Source organism: Paenibacillus whitsoniae (genome assembly GCF_003955665.1).
Lineage (GTDB): Bacteria > Bacillota > Bacilli > Paenibacillales > NBRC-103111 > Paenibacillus_E > Paenibacillus_E whitsoniae.
Map to the genome: position 1 here is coordinate 32,314 of NZ_RXHU01000024.1, position 16,835 is coordinate 49,148.

The window sequence follows — 16,835 nt, forward strand, 5'->3', positions numbered from 1 at the left end:
TTCCCATCCCTCAGGGGGAAGGCTATAATTATACAAGAAACAAATTTTCTTCTATTTACTTATCTTTTATGTGGAGGTATGGATCAGATGGCAAACAACGCGCTAAAAATCGGTATTATTCTAGGCAGTTCTCGCCAAGGACGCGTGAGTCCGCAGGTAGGCGAATGGGTGAAACAAATCGCAGATCAAAGACAAGACGCTGACTATGAGATCGTCGACATCGCGGAGTTCAAGTTGCCTTTTCTTGGGGAAGGTTCCGGACAAGAGCCTGGACTTGCTGCATGGAATGAAAAAATCGGCTCCTTGGACGGCTTTGTTTTCATCGTGGCCGAATACAATCACAGCATTACGGGCTCATTGAAAAACGCGCTCGATTCCGCGCGCGAAGCTTGGAATAACAAAGCAGCTGGCATCGTGAGCTACGGCTCTACGGGCGGCGCGCGGGCGGCAGAACACTTGCGCGGCATTTTGGGCGAGCTGCTGATTGCCGATGTACGCGTGCATCCAACCTTGTCGTTGTTTACAGATTTTGAAAACTACTCCACGTTCAAACCCGCTGAGCTTCATCTTGCGAATGTCAACGCCATGCTGGATCAAGTTGTCGCATGGAGCGGCGCGTTGAAAACGCTGCGCTAAGTCATAGAAACACATAAAACCCCCTCATCATTGAGGGGGTTCTTTTAGTTTATTCTTACACCGTTTGGCTTTCCGCCTTCACATGCCCTTTCGCTGCCTGCTTGCGTGCGCGCAGCGACTCCGGCAGCGCCAGCAGCGCCGGCAGCAGCATCGGCAGCAGGATGAAGCAGAGCAGCACGAGACCGACAATACAAGCGATCGCCAGCTCGATGAGCAAGACCAGCCCCGACGGCATCAGCGTCGCGAAGGTGCCGCCCAGAATCAGCATCGCGGAGATGACCACGCCGCCGATATGCTTCGCGGCTTCGACAATCGCGGCTCCTGGCGACATGTGGCCCAGCTCTTTGTACCGCATCATCAAGAAGATGCTGTAATCCACGCCGACCGCGATAATAATAATGAAAGAGAAGAACGGTACGAACGAGGAAACACCGTCCGCTCCGATAACATACTTCGTGAATACGTTCGTCGATGTCATCGCTGCATAGTACGAAAGGAGCAGCGAACCAATGATATAGATCGCCGGCCAGAATGAGCGAATGACGAACAGCAAAACGATGAACACGCCGATGATGACGATGACCGCCGTCGAGTTGAACGACTTCAGCTGCGCTTTATTCGTGTCATACGTTGTCGAGCTTGGGCCTGCCGCGCCGACCGTCGCTTTTTCCAGCACCGTGCCTTTTATGCTGGCCGCGAGCTCGGTGTTGATGGCCTCAATCGTATCCATGGCCTCCGAGGAATACGGATCATCCTTCAGAATGACGATCATCTTCGTCATCTTGCGATCCTTGGACATGAAATTGTCCATGGACTTCGCAAAATCCGCGCTCTCCAGCGCTTCCTTCGGCAGGAAGAACGTCTTCGTGCCGCTGAGCTGCGTCAGGAACGCGCTCGTTTTGCCGAGGCCGTCGGATACGTCGCCGAGACCGCCGCCGCTCTTGCCAAGGCCATCCTTGAGCTGGGTCATACCTTCACCCAGCCCCGACAAGCCGTCGCTCAGCTTCTGCTGACCGTCTTTGACACTGCCCAGCGCAGCGTTCAGCTTCGCCATGTTCGCGGCGATCTCGCGGCTGCCTGCGCTGCCCTGCGCCAGCCCCTTCGCGAGCGCATCCGCGCCGCTCTCGAGTGCCGCAAGACCCGACGCCAGCTGCGCCTGGGCGTCACCCAGCTGCTGGATGCCCTTCGTGGCATCCGCGAAGCCCGCATTCAGCTTGGCAGCGTTCGCGCCAAGCTCCTTCAAGCCCCCGGTCAGCTGCGCCAGACCGGACGCCAAGCCCTCACCCGTCGCTTTCAGCTTGACGTAGTCGCTGTCGGCGGCCAGGTCGCTATACTTCGCGCCCAGCCCGCCAATCAACGCATTCATCCCGGCAAGGCCTTGCTGAATGTCCGTTAACTTCCCTTCAATCTGCGCGTATCCGTCCGTCACGCCGACATAGCCTTGCTGCAGCTGCGTCAGACCCTCGCTGAGCTGCGTCATATTGGCCTGAACTTGCCCCAGGCCATCCTTCAACTTCGCGATGCCGGCCTTCAAATCGCCGGCCCCGCCCGCGCCTTGCGCCACGCCGCTCGCCACCTGATTCAGCGCCGCAGCCAGCTGCACATAGCCGTCCTGCACCTGCGCCGTGCCGTTCGTGAGCTGCGTCACGCTGGACAGATCCGGGCTGGTCAGCTTGCTCTGCATCGTGTTCAGACCGTCGCGGATCTGATCGACGCCCTTCTGCGAAGCGGTGATGCCCTCGGCCACCGTCTCCGTCTGGTTCGACACATAGAAGTCGTCAATCGGCTTCGCCTGCGGCTGCGTCACGCTGGACACCTTGTCGACACCAGGGAGGCTTTTCAGCTTCTCCGTCACCTTATCAATGGCCGCCATGCCGTCATTCGTATTCAGCGGCTGATCGTTGTCAATGACGACCATGGTCGGCAGCGCCTGCCCGCGGCTGAAATGGTCCGCCACAAGGGAGAAGCCCTTCGTGGAATCGTAGCCGTTGCCTAGCTCTTTTAACTGATCAAAGGATAGCTTCTGATGATTCAGCAGTGCAATCGGCACCATAATAATGAGAATGAGCATCGTCGTCACAATCGGCCGTTTGACCGCAGTTCGCGTCAAGCCTGCCCAGAACTTGCTCTCGCCGTGGCCGGACGTTCCTTTGGATGGCCAGAACAGCTTGCCGCCCAGCACCTTCATGAAGAATGGCGTCACCGTGACGATTTCCAGCAGCAGCACCGCCGCGCCGATGGCCACAACATTGGCCGATTGATAGATGCCGAAGTCCGAGAACGTCAGCCCGGCAAATGCGATAATCACCGTCAAAATACTATAAAAAATCGTTTTCCCCGCCGTACGATACGTCGTCAGAATCGCATCGTCAATGGAGCGTCCATGCGAGAGCTCTTCTTTGAATCGGTTGAACAGCAGGATGTTGTAATCCGTTCCAATCCCGAACAAAATCGCGATGAGCAGCATCTGCGTTACGCTCGTTACCGGGAAATTGAACTTGTCGATGAGCTGTGCCGCGATACCGAAGGACACCATGTAGGAGACCCCGACGGCAAACAGCGAGACGACAGGGATGATGACCGACCGGAACATCACGATCAGCACGACCAGAATGAACAAGACTGTCAGGATCGCACTCTTTTCCACACCGGATTCGGAGGCTTTCAGATAGTCATCTTGAATAAAATCTTCCCCGGAGAAGTAGTACTGCACCTTCACATCGGCCAAAACCTCATCGAACTGCTTCTGAATCTCATCGACGTGGCGACCCCTTTTATCCAGGCTAAAACTCGCCATCAGCGTCGTGCCATCCTCCGAAATAAGCGATGACTTGGCATCCGGCATTGAAATTGGATCAAGCAACTGATCGAAGCCCAGCTCTTGCTGATGCTTTTTCATGCTCGCAATGCCCGCTTCAATCGCCTGCATATCCGTTTGCGACAACTTATCCGGGTTGTGGAACACGAGAATATCGCTCGTGCCTTCGACGCCGTTCATTTTGTTCACAATCGACGCCGCCACCTTCGACGGACTGTCGCTCTTCAGCGGGTCCTGGCCGCGCAGCCCGAGAATCGCGTTCACATCCGGCTGAAACACCGTTAGCACGACGGTCGCCGCCAGCCACAAAGCTAGAATCGCCCAGCGCCATTGTATGATTTTTTTCATCTTTGTCTCCTCCATCCCAACTTGCCAAGCAGTAAACAGTTGTTCATTATTGAGTCAAAAAAATTTTACGTATGCCGAAGTCTCATTTTTTCGCCGATACCGACAGAGTACATAAAGAGCAGCTCGTCGACCAGCATTTTAATCATATCGCCGTCCTCATTCTCCCGCAAAATCAGGCAAATGCTCTCCATGATCGTGGAGGCAACCATCCGTGCGGAAGCCTGCTCCCGCGGCGACAGCATACCTGGCACTTCACTCATCGTGCCGTACACATCGAGCATAATCTGATTTACGAGCGTAACCAGATCGCCCTTCACCGCCCGATACTCCGAGCCTTCACTGAGGTTCAGCAAAATGTTCAGCTCCGTGCTCGACTCGCGAAACAGCCGGATCAGCGTCGCATCGATTTGGCGCAAAAAGCTCAAATGATCCTTCACTTCTACGCACAAGCTGCCGTCGATTTCCTGCTTAATCGTGCCCATCGCCATCGTCAGCTCTTCGTAGACGGGCTGCAGCAGTTCGCCGAACAGATCCTCTTTGCTTTTAAAATAGCGATAAATGTTCCCCGGTGTCATGCCCGCCGCTTCCGCGATCTGCCGCATCGACGCTTTGAGGAAGCCGTGCTGTTTGAACTCCGCCAAAGCCGCTGTGCATATGCTGCGTTTGACTTCATCTTTTAGAATCTGCATTAATAAACACCTGTTTACTGTTTGACGTCATAGTTGGTATTATACTGCTGGGCTGCGAGGAATTCAACTGGTGGACAATGTGAGTTTATGGCAAAATTGCAGCAAAAAAAAGCGCCCCCAGCGTATAGCCAAGCGGCGACAGTTGTTAGTCGAGCTTCACCGCCGCTTTCATCTGCGGAAGCTTGACTTTCATAACCTTCATTTCGCGAAAAGTAATGAATCGTTTCTTCTCTTCATGCCAAATCCGAAACTTCAAAGACTGGAGACTTGTCCTCAGAGTAATCGTCTGCACGTCGCGAAGTACTTCATTCGCCTGATGCGCTTTCTCCAGATGGTAATTCGGAACGCGCGGGCTTAAATGGTGAATGTGATGATACCCGATATTGCCGGTGATCCATTGCAGCACCCTTGGCAGGCGATAAAAAGAACTGCCGTGCATCGCCGCTTTCACATAGTCCCACTCCGTCTCGTTCTCATAGTAGGTCTCTTCATAGTTGTGCTGCACGTAGAACAGCCAAATCCCGGCCATGCCGGAAAGCAGGAACATCGGTCCTTCGATCAGCAGAAAGGATTGCCAGCCGATGCCCCAGATCAGCAATCCACATGTGCCAACAATCACCGCGTTAGTCAAATACGTATTCATGCGTTCCTTCATCCCCGCGCGCTTCCGGTTAAATCGATAATCGATCAGAAAAATATAAATCGGGCCGACCAGGAACATGATAACCGGATTGCGATACAACCTGTACGTCAATTTGCGGAGTCTGGATGCCTCCACATACTCTTGCGCGGTCAGCGTCCAGATGTCCCCTACTCCCCGCCGGTCCAAATTGCCGCTGGAAGCGTGATGCACGGCATGCGTATGCCGCCATTGATGAAAGGGGACAAACGTCAAAATGCCCATTAGCGTGCCAACCGCTTCGTTCGCCCATTTATTTCGAAAAAAAGATTTGTGGCAGCAATCGTGAAAAATGATAAAAATGCGTACTAAAAACCCGGCTGCAAGCACATCCACCAGCAATGTCAACCAGACTGAGACCGACAGACTAAGAAAAGCCAAAACCCATAGTACCAGGAATGGGCCTACCGTATTCACAATCTGCCACATGCTCATCTTCCATTGCGGTTTTTCATAAGGCGCGATGTCTGCTCGCCATCCGGTTTTTTTCATTGTCATTAACTATGAACCCCTCACTCCGCGTCAAACCGCAGATAGTATTTGGTATCGTTACTCATTCGATGTACTACGCCGCGATGCCAAATGGGTTCCCGTTTTCACAGAAAATATTTAGTTGCTGCCCCCTCATCATACTGTTGAAGCACTCCCTTGTAAAATGCAATATAAGTAAGTGCAAGAAAGATGAACGTTTCGTTTCGTTTCGTCACTTTATCCCGAATTGAAAACGATTCCGACCTTCCGCTAATACACAGTCCTTCCCGCTCCAGACCAACGTACCCGGCAACCCTTGCGGAAGTTGGATGTCAATCATCCAATCCTCCCCTTCGCGCTCTACCTTCACCTCAATAAAACCTTTTGGATGCGGCATTTTACCGCGCAAACAGGTTAAAGGACCAGGCTGCGGACGGATCACAACCGTGGCAAAGCCCATCGATGCCGGACGAATGCCCAGCATATTCGTATAGAAATGGTAAATCGGGTGCGCCCCCCAAGCATGACAATCTGAACGTGTCTCGGCTAGAAAAATTTCCGGCGTTGTCCGGAGCCCCTCCTCCTCCATATGAAGCCAAGGGTGGAGTCGGTCCATGATCGTATCCCCGTACCCCGATGCGGCAAGCGCCTCTAGCGTATAATGATCGAAATAAATGCTTGTGCGCATGACATCATCCCCCTGCAGCATGGCAGGTATTAGACGACGAGAGCGTTCAAGGTCTGTGCCCTCACAAAGGATGGCAAGCACTTGGGCATGCTCGGAGTACTGTCGATGATCCGTGTCGTCGGCGAACAATCCTCTTTGTTCGTTCCAGAACATCATCTGGACCCGGTCGCCTAATTCTTTGGCCTTTCGCCGTGCTCTGCTTGCCAACTCATCCTCGCCCAGATAGACCTCCAACTTGGCCGTTAACTCCAAAACATGAACGATCAAAAGATTGTAAGCCGCGTTCAGCCGATCCGGCCCAGCCGGCGGTTCGCCATGGCTCCAAGCCTCGTTATCCGAAGTCTGCCAGTCCAGAAAGTTCCACGCCACAGGCAGCTTCACTAGACCGCTTGGTGCGCGAGAGCTTAGCAGACGTTCCAATTCATCCCGGACACTGATCATCAGGTGACGTACCCACTCGCGGTCTCCTCGCCATAAAGCATAATCATAGACCATCGCCACCCACCAAAACGAAAAGGTCGAGATATGTTTCCCCGTTTGATCCGGGTAAGCACAGTTGACCAGGCCCAGATGATTGTTCCGGGAAGCGTTGAACATCTCCAGCGCCTTCCGCGGTAAGCGGTCGTCAAGCGTGCTGACATAGGTCACCAGCGACTGAATGCGCGTATCTCCCACATACATCAGCTGTTCCCAATAAGGACAATCCATGTACGTCTCATGCGAACACATTTGCAGCGTTCTGAACGATACGGCCATCGCTCGATTTAATCGTTCATCGCTGCTGTGGATAGCACCTTCCATGACTAGAGGGTATCTTGTTTCCAGTAAACGCAGTTCTTCCAGACAGAGCGCGTCGCTTCCTGTTTCGATGATGAGCTCTGCATACCGCCCTGCATGCCACCATAGCGTGTCAAACTTGCGGAACGCTCCTCCATCCGGGCGAAACGTATCCCCAACGCCGCGAAACCATTTGCCTGCAAGCTCGTCCCTTTTCGTTTTCCTTTCGCTGGTCTCCCCTTCATAAAGAGCCTCTGCCCAATGCAGCCGAATAAACGCGGATTTCCCACCCGATACGACGAGTTCCGGATACAAACAATAATAGTCGCCTAAGTCCAAAAGGATACGCCTGCGGGTGTGCGCCGGCACCTCCACAGGGTTGCCCGTTAAGAGGCCGCTCCAGTGCGCGTGCTCCTCTGATAGATCACGGCCGGTGTCGATCGGCTGGCTGCCGGCTTCCAACACACCGGCCTCCGCAATATATCGCACCGTTTTCGGATAGAACCGAACCTCCTGCATCGCGGGCAGAACAGCCGGGCGCATCAGGCGCTGCACGGATGAAAGATGATAGTTATTCGCTCTAAGCACAACATCTTCCCCAGGCTGCGCAAGCACCCAACCGCCGCCTTCTCCCGACATCGCGTCCCAGTCGAAGGCAACGCCGTCAATGTCCAGCTTGGCGCCTGTGCCGATACCGGAAGGCGTTGGAATGAACTGATAGCCGAGCATAGGCTTTGTCTCCCACCGGGCAATCCCGGTGCCCATCAGAGGCTCGAGCGCCTCCTCTTCCGGACTAAGCAGGAAACCGGGCTGTACACTGGCCTGCGCCCAAGGCTTGTAAGTCCCCAGCGCCCAGCATCTCGCTATCCATTGGTGTTCCCCTGCGGCGATCTCAACCTCGTAGGTTTCATAAAACCAATTGCTGCGATCCCCCCGTTCGCTTCCCCGACCGATTCGTTGCCTGTCCAGATAAAGCTCATACCTTTCGTCTCCCGATACATGTATACGCACTCGAATCGCTTCACTTAGTGTAAATGTACAGCGATACATGGTTACGAAGGGAGGCCGTCCCGCTTCCGGGCAAGTCACCCAACGGCAGCGCCAAGCTGGCGTCTGTTCCCAAGGTTTCGTCATGATGGAGTCCCCTTCCCATCCAAGTGTTCACTTCATTGCTTTTCAGACTTACCTTACCGACGATAAGTCGCTGCAGCAATCTACACTTCTTCGCCGGATTAACATGTACAGCCGATCGCACAAAAAGCCCATTCCCCTCGACTGTGGGAATGGGCGGATCCATGTGCAGCCGTCATACCGGCCGCTCCAGCTCGAACTGCTCGCCGAGCTTCGCATAGCTGTTGCCGGCGAGGCGGCTTACCGGCTGAAGCCGGCCAGCATCGATGTGACCCCGGTCATCGATCACATCCTCCGCGACGTGAAACTGCACGACGCGGCCAATCAACAGATCGGCGGCCGGCGCATCCGCGGTGCCGCCGAGCGGGATCGCCTGCTCCAGCACGCATTCCATGCGGATGGAGGCTTCGGCGATCCCGGGCACGGCGACGGCGAGGCTCGCCGCCGGCGTCAACCCCGCCAGCGCCGCTTCGCTCTCCTCCGGAGGGAGCGGCGCGGCGGTCGTATTGATAGCTCCGATATAGGAGCTATCCGCGATGTGCACGACGAACTCCCCCGTCGTGACGGCATTGCGCGAGGTGTCCTTGCGAACACCTTGCTTGCGCTGGACCGACACCGCGACCATCGGTGGGTCCGCGGTGACAATCGTGAAATAGCTGAACGGGGCTGCGTTCAGCACACCGCCCTCCGACAGCGTCGTCACGAACGCAATCGGCCTTGGAATAATGCTGCCGATCAGCAGCTTATAATTGTCCCGTTCGCTTTGCGCTGCTGGATCAATCGCACGCATCGCCATCTGTCATCACTCCCTCACAGCAAGCTGTTTTTCATCCACGCAGCGGCTGCAATGACCTCTGAACGCGTCAGTTGGTGACCGGCCGACTCCCAGTGCACTTGAACTTCGGCGCCGGCTGTGCTGAGCAAAGCCTCCAGCTCGGTCGTTTCCTCCGGTGAGCAGATCGGATCATTGCGCCCGGCGCCGATAAACACCGGCACATCCGTGAGGTCCGGCAGCGCGATTCCACGCCGCGGCACCATCGGATGATGCAGAATCGCCCCGCGCAGCGCATCCGGGTAATGGAACAACAGACTGCCGGCAATGTTGGCGCCGTTGGAATAGCCGACCGCCACCAGATTGCGGCGGTCAAACCCGTGCTCAGCCGCAGCTTCGTCGAGGAAGTTATACAGCTCCGTCGTCCGGAAGATCAAGTCTTCTTCATCGAAAATCCCCTCCGCCAGCCTGCGGAAAAACCGCGGCATGCCGTTCTCGAGCACGTTTCCTCTCACACTAAGCACCGAGGACCCCGGTGAAATCGCCTCGGCGAGCGGGAGGAGATCCGTCTCCGTCCCGCCTGTGCCGTGAAAGAGCACCAAGACTGGCGCCGCAGCATCCGAACCTTGCTGATATAGATGTCTCATTGCGCATCCTCCTCCAAAACCCGCACGGCAATCGGCGGCAGATTGCGCTCGATTTGCTCGCGGTGCTCCTCAAACCAAGCGGGCAGCATGATTTTCTCGCCCAACGCGTCCGGCTCTTCGTCGCGGGCAAAGCCTGGAGGATCTGTCGCGATCTCGAACAGAATGCCGCCTTCTTCTCGGAAGTAGATCGCGTTAAAATACTGACGATCGACGATCGGCGTCGGATGGTATCCTTGGCTTTCTACATGGCTTCTCCAGAGCGCATGCTCAGCGTCATCTTTCGCCCGCCATGCGATATGGTGGACTGTGCCTGCACCGCCTGCGCCATAAGCCATCGGCGTGATGTTGATATCGATGACGTTGCCGATGTCACCGAAAGCTTTGAACCGGGCGTAGGCACCCTCTTGCCCGACTTTAGTCAGCCCCATCACGTGTTCAACGAGGTGGGCGGTGCGTTCCGGCGCGGTGCTGTAGAGCACCGCACCGCCGAAGCCTTTGATCGCGTGCTCAAGCGGTACGCCGCCGAAAGCCCATTGGCTCGGCGCGCCTCCAGCGCGTTCCACGATTTCCAGCTGCAGGCCGTCGCGATCCGCGAATTGCAGGTAGGTTTCGCCAAAGCGGACAGTTCGTTCAAACGCGACCCCAAACTGGTTCAGCCGCGCTTCCCAGAAGCCAAGGCTGCCTGCCGGAACGGCATAGGTTGTGATGCCGACTTGCCCGCCGCCGATGCGCCCTTTGCGTGAGCCCGCCCATGGGAAAAAGGTAATAATCGTGCCGGGACCGCCCATTTCATTCCCAAAGTAGAGGTGATAAACCTCAGGCGCATCAAAGTTAATCGTTTTTTTCACCAAGCGAAGCCCTAGAATGCCAGCATAAAAGTCAACGGTTCCTTGCGCGCTTTGTACAAAAGCGGTGATATGGTGGATACCTGCGGTTTGTTGTTGTTGTGTCATTTTTAGCCAACTCCCTTATAATTAAGATTCTTTAATTTAAGATATTTGAGATTAAAAAAGTAACTTCCTCGTTGCGCTTCTCACTCTGCTCATGCAGTTCGACCTTCCCTGCATTTGCGGCACACGATATGCCAGGGATTGGCACATGCATGGAAGGATTCTACTTGAATCCTTCTTGCGCGTATTTGCCAAGCTTCTTGAGCAGCGCGCTTGCCACTCTTTGCTCATCGCGTGTAAGCCCGGCGACGGCCCCCTCAATCACTTCCGTGTGACTTGGAAATACTTCTTCAATAAACTGCTTGCCCTCCGCCGTAATCTCGGCAAAGACCGACCGTCGATCCTCGGCCGACGTGTTGCGGATCACGTAATTTTTCTTTACCAGCTTATCGACCACGTACGTAATATTCCCCGAGCTCATGAGCACCTTGCTGCCAATTTGTTGAATCGGCTGCGGTCCCTTATGATACAGCAGTTCAAGAACGCCGAATTCTGTACGATTCAAGCCGTGCTTGCGAATATCGCGATCACCGTGAGCATTCACCCATTCGCTGGCGCGGGAGAGTGCAATGTATAAATCCAGGGCGATATTTTTATCGGAGATCTTGGCATCACTCATGTCCTTCACCTCGGTTCGTTTTTGTTTAATGTCTTGAATTAAAGATAATGCAAATTAAGATTATTGTCAACAGGCAAATTGCCGGATTGAAAAAAAGCCACAGATATTGAGGGTGGAGAGGTTTGTAGAATGCTGGGGCTGTAGAGGGAAGAATAGCGGGGCGAGCGCGTGATGGACGAGCACCTCACCGGAACGCCCCTCCCCGCCGCTAACGGGCGCCAGCGAGCTTATTTTGGCAAAAAGCCTTGATTCTCGGGCATAACGGTTACAGCAGCGCCTATTTAGATGAAACCGGGCAGACTCCACCGATTTTGGTGTAAATAAGCACTGGGACAACCGTTACAATTTGGAATGACCGATTTTGAGAGCAATAAGCGCTGTGGCGCCCGTTACATCTTTACTCCCCGCTTCCGCCCTTCACCTTGCCCTGGACTTGAACAAACAGCAGGTGGCGAAGATAACTTGCCATTGCCTGCAACTGACCACCAGTACATCAAAAAACACTGCACAAAGCAAGAAAAGCGTGCTATGATTAGTCGATTTCATTCATTTTCATCATGAGTTTTCAAAAAAGGTGGAGGAAGAACCGTATGCAAGCTTCAAATTTACTATCCGGGACGACGGCGGAGAAAGAACGCTTCCCCATCTCCCTTTTATCCTTAACGGTCGGCGCCTTTGCTATTGGGATGACGGAATTCGTGATCATGGGTATTTTGCCCGGTGTGGCGGACAGCCTTCACGTTAGTATTTCCCAGGCAGGACAACTGATTACCGGCTACGCGCTGGGTGTTGCTTTCGGCGCGCCAATCCTGGCGATGCTGACCCACCGGCTGCCGCAAAAAAGGCTGCTCCTCGTGCTCATGCTCATCTTCGTACTGGGCAACGGGCTCGCCGCGGCTGCGCCCAACTACAGCATCGTCATGCTCGCGCGCCTCATTACGGCGCTGGCACATGGTACGTTCTTCGGTGTCGGCTCCGTCATCGCTGCAAGCCTTGTCCGGCCCGATAAGCGCGCAAGCGCGGTCGCCCTCATGATGTCCGGGCTCGCCATTGCCAATATCGTCGGCGTGCCGCTCGGCACGTTCATCGGCCACAATCTTGGCTGGCGCGCGTCCTTTGTCTCCGTGATGATCATGGGTATTATCTCACTTGTGGGCATACTAATTTTCATCCCGAACATTCAGCAAAAAACGAACACCAGTCTCATGCAACAAGTTCGCGAATTAGTGAAGCCGAAGCTGTTGCTTGTTTTTCTGATCGGTGCGTTGGGCTGCTCCAGCCTGTTCGCCGTGTTCACTTATATTGCGCCGATTCTGATTCAAATTACGGGTTTTTCGGAAAGCGCCGTGACGTGGATTCTGATACTATTCGGCTGCGGCGTGACGCTTGGCAATATCATCGGCGGCAAGCTGGCGGACTGGAAGCTGCTCCCCTCCTTGGTGGTCAACTTCGCAGTGCTGGCGTTGATCTTGTGCGTTTTCGCCTTTACCGATCATGCCAAGGTTCCGGCGATGATCACGATCTTCGTCTGGGGCGTAGCCGCTTTCGGCATTTTGCCAGGCCTGCAAATACGCATCATGAACCTGGCGAAAAAAGCCCCGGAACTCGCCGCTACTTCGACGCATTCCGCCCTGAATCTAGGCAATGCCGGAGGCGCTTTTCTCGGCGGTTGGGCGATCACGCATCTCGGCCTTGCGTCGCTGCCCTGGATCGGTGCAGGCGTGACCGGACTAGGCTTTCTCCTTCTGCTGTGCAGCGTCGTCAGAGAGCGCAGCACACTTTGATTCATGTTAGGTTCGGGGATTCCCGGGCCTTTTTTTGTCTTTTTCTCAAGCCTGCCTGCAACTTTCCTTGCCCCCCTCCCGTTAGGTAGGGCAGCACACGATCACATTTACATACAGAAAGGAAACGATCACGCATGAAATCTCTAATGAAAAAAAGTTTGGCCATCCTCTCCGTAACCAGCGTGCTGGGAGCCGGTGCTGCGTACGCAGATGCCCCTGTCCCTGTGGCTGACCCTATTAACGCTATAGTGCCCATCTCCGCTCCTATCCCAGCTCCATACACGATCCAAGTCAATGGCAAGGCGATTGAAGAGACTGGCTTTATGAAGCCTGCCGGCCAAGAGCCGATGCTGCCGCTGCGCGCTGTGACCGAAAGTCTGGGCTTCGCACTGACATGGCATCCCGACACATACGCTGTCGAATTAACCAGAGGTAACATCTATACAATCGTCACGACGGGCAAGGATACCTATTCAATCAATAAAATGCTGACAACGCTCGGCACCGCTCCGGAATTGGTGGACAGCCGTCTGTACGTGCCGGCTTCTTTTGTCTCGAAAGTGCTGCACGGTTCCGTCGCAACGAAGGGCAATTCCATCTCCGTCTCGCTGAGCGACGAGGCCAAAAAAGTGCAATCCACCGGCGTCATCTCCACGATCCGCGTGGACGGTGCTAACGCCGCCATCCACATTCAAGGCGCCGGCTTGGACGGCATTGTACTGAACGTGGGCGCAGACACTACGTACCAGACGCTGGACGGCAAGGCGCTCAGCCTGTCCGACCTGCACCCGGGCCTGACGGTGTCTGCGGAGCACTCGATGGCCATGACCCTGAGCCTGCCGCCGCAGACCCAAGCGACGAAGCTGACCGTGCTGGATCCTGCGCTGCATCCAGGCACGGTGGGAACCGCCGGTACGATTGAAGACGTGCGGGACAACGGCAGCCTGCTCATCAAAGGCAGCGGTTTGACTGAGACAGCACCGGACGAAGTCGTGCTGCACCTAAGTGAAGACACCGCCGTCGTGAACCCGAACGGCGAGCCGGTCAATAAAGCCGCGCTGGTAAAAGGCGCGTCTGTCATTGGCTTTTACGGCCCGGCGCTGACGAAGAGCCTGCCGCCGATCGGCAACGCCTGGAAAGTCGTCGTCGTGCCGACGGAAGAGTAATGCGGGGCCGCCCTCCTTGGTGAGGGCGGTTTTCCATTTGTGGCGTGGAGCTGCCAAGCGTGTCGTTCGCTCCACATGCGTTTAAACGCGCAGGGAACTGCGTAGGCCTGGAGCTTTTTAGATTCTGGTGCCAGCAGCCGCGCAGAAAACGGATTCCTGCAAATCAGCAGGCTTTTTCCACAAATATGGCGGCTTTCTCAAAATGCCTGCGATAAAGCAGTTTTTCGGCCAGATTGGCTCAGCTAAGGGGGCGCTCGCCCAAAATACCTGCCATTTCGCAGCTATTACATCGAATCAGGAGGGCACGGTGGGAAATTCCTGCTTTTTTGCAGGCTTGATCGATGCCCCATCCCGAATGCCATTCACTCGCTCCCAATGTAACCGCTCCCACTCGCACCAATGCCGCGCCGCCCCCACCTTTCCCTTTCCAGACGGATGAACACTGTCCAAACGTAGCGTTTTTTGGTACAATAACTGAAAATTCAATCGTATAAGGGGATTCATATGGAATACATTAGTACGCGCGGCAAAGTAGCACCTCTCGGCTTCATCGATGCGATCTTAATGGGACTCGCCAACGACGGCGGCCTACTCGTTCCGAAGGTGATCCCGCAGCTCTCAGCTGACACGCTCAAACAATGGCAAAAGCTCTCCTACCCGGAGCTGGCGCTTGAAATTTTCTCGCTGTACACGGAAGGCGAAATTCCACGCGACGAGCTGAAAAAGCTGGTCGACGACAGCTACGGCACGTTCCGCGATGCGGAAGTGACACCGGTCAAGAAGCTGTCCGACACGACGTACGTGCTCGAATTGTTCCACGGCCCGACGTTCGCGTTCAAGGACATTGCCCTGCAATTCCTTGGCAATCTGTACGGCTACGTCTCGCGCAGAACGAACTCGATCATTCACATCCTCGGCGCGACGTCCGGCGATACCGGCGCGTCCGCGATCGAAGGCGTGCGGGGCAAGGAAGGCATCCGCATCTGCATTTTGCATCCGCACCAGAAGGTCAGCAAGGTGCAGGAACTGCAAATGACGACGGTGAACGACGCGAATGTGCTGAACTTGTCCGTCGAAGGCACCTTCGACGACTGCCAGCGCATCATTAAGGAGCTTTTCGCCGACGTGGCGTTCAAGGAGCGCTATCACCTGCGCGCGATCAACTCCATCAATATTGCGCGTATCCTCGCGCAAACAGTGTACTATTTCTACGCCTACTTCCAGTTGGCGAAGGACAACGCAGCCATCGGCGACAGCCGCGTGAACTTCAGCGTGCCGACGGGCAATTTCGGCGATATTTTTGCTGGCTACCTCGCGCAAAAAATGGGGTTGCCGATCAACAAGCTCATCCTCGCGACGAATGAGAACAATATCCTGGAGCGCTTCGTCAAGGAAGGCGTGTACCAGCCGGGCGAGTTCCGCGGCACGTACAGCCCGTCCATGGACATCCAGGTGGCGAGCAACTTCGAGCGTTACTTGTTCTACTTGTACGGCGAAGACACAGAGGCCGTTACGACGCTGATGGCGCAGTTCAAAGCAGAAGGCCGCATTGTCATCCCTGCCGACAAGCTGAAAGCCGTACAGGCCGATTTCGCGGCTTACGGCGTACAGAACGAAGAGTGCCTCGACACGATCAGCGGTTATTACAGCAAGTATAACTACTTGCTCGACCCGCATACCGCTTGCGGCATTGCCGCAGCCGATCAATTGGCGACGCTGGGCGAGATCACGGTGACGCTCTCCACGGCGCACCCGGCCAAATTCGACGAGTCGATCCGCCTCCGCGGCATTCAGCAGACGTATCCGGAGCAGATTCAGGCGCTGTTCGAGAAGCCGCAATTCCAAAAGGTCGTCGGCGGCTCCAACGACGCGATCAAAGACGAGCTCGTCAACTTCTTCTAAAGCAACCATGCACCCGTAAACGCACATCCCGTGAAGGATGGCGCAGCCACTTAGCTTGGTCCGCCCTGCCTCGTCAGGCGACTTCAACCTCCAGCCCCTACCCGCGGTTGGAGGTTTTTCATTTTGAAATCAGTCTCGAGACTGAAAAGGTTCTCTCCCTAGGTCGGAGGACACTTGGACGAACGCCGTGCTATACTGGGTTCAATGAAAACTAATGAGCAGGAGTGAGTGACTTGAGTATGAATATGAATCGCAGCGCATTCATCGGCCCGATCTTGATTTTGCTTGGCGTATTTCTGTTTCTAAAAGGGGAAGTCACGTTCAGCACGGGGTCGATTTTCGCGAATTTTTGGCCGACGCTGTTCGTCATTCCGGTTGGGGTGTTCTTCCACTGGCTGTACTTCTTCATCTTGCAGCGCAGAGGCGTCGGGGTTCTCGTGCCGGGCGGCATCCTACTGACTGCCGGGATCGTGTGCCAACTTTCCACCCTTTTCAACATCTGGGGCTTGATGTGGCCGGGGTTTATGATGGCAGTCGCCGTCGGACTGTTTGAACTGTACTGGTTCGGCGGAAGAAACCGGTATTTGCTGATTCCGATTAACATTTTGGCCGTGATGTCCCTGCTGTTCTTCGCGATTTTCTCGATCGGTTCGCTGATCAGCAGCGTGTTCCACAATCAATCCATCATCGCGATTGCGCTGATCGTGGTGGGCGGAGCCATGATGCTGATGCGGAGTCGTTCATAGGCTTCCTAAGCC

13 protein-coding genes are annotated in these 16,835 nt (G+C 55.1%); 5 read left to right on the plus strand and 8 right to left on the minus strand.

The features are described from left to right. Positions 1–87 precede the first annotated feature (87 nt). Positions 88–636 (plus strand): NADPH-dependent FMN reductase, encoded by a 549-nt coding sequence (locus EJQ19_RS09505; RefSeq protein ID WP_126140974.1) that lies wholly within the window; start codon positions 88–90, stop codon positions 634–636. A gap of 55 nt (positions 637–691) precedes the next feature. Here EJQ19_RS09505 and EJQ19_RS09510 read toward each other — a convergent pair whose 3' ends face one another. The 8 genes from EJQ19_RS09510 to EJQ19_RS09545 all read right to left on the minus strand — a co-directional run bounded on the left by EJQ19_RS09510 (position 692) and on the right by EJQ19_RS09545 (position 11,225). Further along, the gene (locus EJQ19_RS09510) at positions 692–3,802 is read right to left on the minus strand and encodes an MMPL family transporter (RefSeq protein WP_126140975.1); all 3,111 of its coding nucleotides are present in this window, start codon (positions 3,800–3,802) and stop codon (positions 692–694) included. 65 nt (positions 3,803–3,867) lie between these two features. Continuing rightward, positions 3,868–4,491 (minus strand): TetR/AcrR family transcriptional regulator, encoded by a 624-nt coding sequence (locus EJQ19_RS09515; RefSeq protein WP_126140976.1) that lies wholly within the window; start codon positions 4,489–4,491, stop codon positions 3,868–3,870. A 145-nt stretch (positions 4,492–4,636) separates the two neighbouring features. After that, positions 4,637–5,668 (minus strand): Delta(5) desaturase DesA, encoded by a 1,032-nt coding sequence (gene desA, locus EJQ19_RS09520; protein WP_126140977.1) that lies wholly within the window; start codon positions 5,666–5,668, stop codon positions 4,637–4,639. Between the two features lie 205 nt (positions 5,669–5,873). Continuing rightward, entirely contained in the window at positions 5,874–8,240 is a 2,367-nt protein-coding gene (locus EJQ19_RS09525; protein WP_126140978.1) for an alpha-L-rhamnosidase-related protein, read from the minus strand. A gap of 172 nt (positions 8,241–8,412) precedes the next feature. After that, the gene (locus EJQ19_RS09530; RefSeq protein WP_126141053.1) at positions 8,413–9,027 is read right to left on the minus strand and encodes a flavin reductase family protein; all 615 of its coding nucleotides are present in this window, start codon (positions 9,025–9,027) and stop codon (positions 8,413–8,415) included. A gap of 20 nt (positions 9,028–9,047) precedes the next feature. Continuing rightward, positions 9,048–9,656: an alpha/beta hydrolase gene (locus tag EJQ19_RS09535; RefSeq protein ID WP_126140979.1), complete on the minus strand. Its 609-nt coding sequence runs from the start codon at positions 9,654–9,656 to the stop codon at positions 9,048–9,050. Next, positions 9,653–10,609 carry a ring-cleaving dioxygenase gene (locus tag EJQ19_RS09540; protein ID WP_126140980.1) on the minus strand — a complete coding sequence of 319 codons (957 nt, stop codon included), beginning with the start codon at positions 10,607–10,609 and terminating at the stop codon, positions 9,653–9,655. Before EJQ19_RS09540 ends, EJQ19_RS09535 begins: the two co-directional genes overlap by 4 nt. 160 nt (positions 10,610–10,769) lie before the next feature. Beyond that, a complete protein-coding gene (locus tag EJQ19_RS09545; RefSeq protein ID WP_126140981.1) occupies positions 10,770–11,225 on the minus strand; it encodes a MarR family winged helix-turn-helix transcriptional regulator in 456 nt (151 codons plus the stop codon). Positions 11,226–11,815: 590 nt separating this feature from the next. Between EJQ19_RS09545 and EJQ19_RS09550 the strand changes: the two genes are divergently transcribed. The 4 genes from EJQ19_RS09550 (at position 11,816) to EJQ19_RS09565 (ending at position 16,823) form a co-directional block, all read left to right on the plus strand. Continuing rightward, a complete protein-coding gene (locus tag EJQ19_RS09550) occupies positions 11,816–13,009 on the plus strand; it encodes an MFS transporter (RefSeq protein ID WP_126140982.1) in 1,194 nt (397 codons plus the stop codon). 134 nt (positions 13,010–13,143) lie between these two features. After that, positions 13,144–14,175 carry a copper amine oxidase N-terminal domain-containing protein gene (locus EJQ19_RS09555; RefSeq protein ID WP_126140983.1) on the plus strand — a complete coding sequence of 344 codons (1,032 nt, stop codon included), beginning with the start codon at positions 13,144–13,146 and terminating at the stop codon, positions 14,173–14,175. A gap of 504 nt (positions 14,176–14,679) precedes the next feature. Beyond that, positions 14,680–16,077 carry a threonine synthase gene (gene thrC / locus EJQ19_RS09560; protein WP_126140984.1) on the plus strand — a complete coding sequence of 466 codons (1,398 nt, stop codon included), beginning with the start codon at positions 14,680–14,682 and terminating at the stop codon, positions 16,075–16,077. A gap of 239 nt (positions 16,078–16,316) precedes the next feature. Continuing rightward, entirely contained in the window at positions 16,317–16,823 is a 507-nt protein-coding gene (locus EJQ19_RS09565; RefSeq protein ID WP_241242823.1) for a hypothetical protein, read from the plus strand. Positions 16,824–16,835 lie beyond the last annotated feature (12 nt).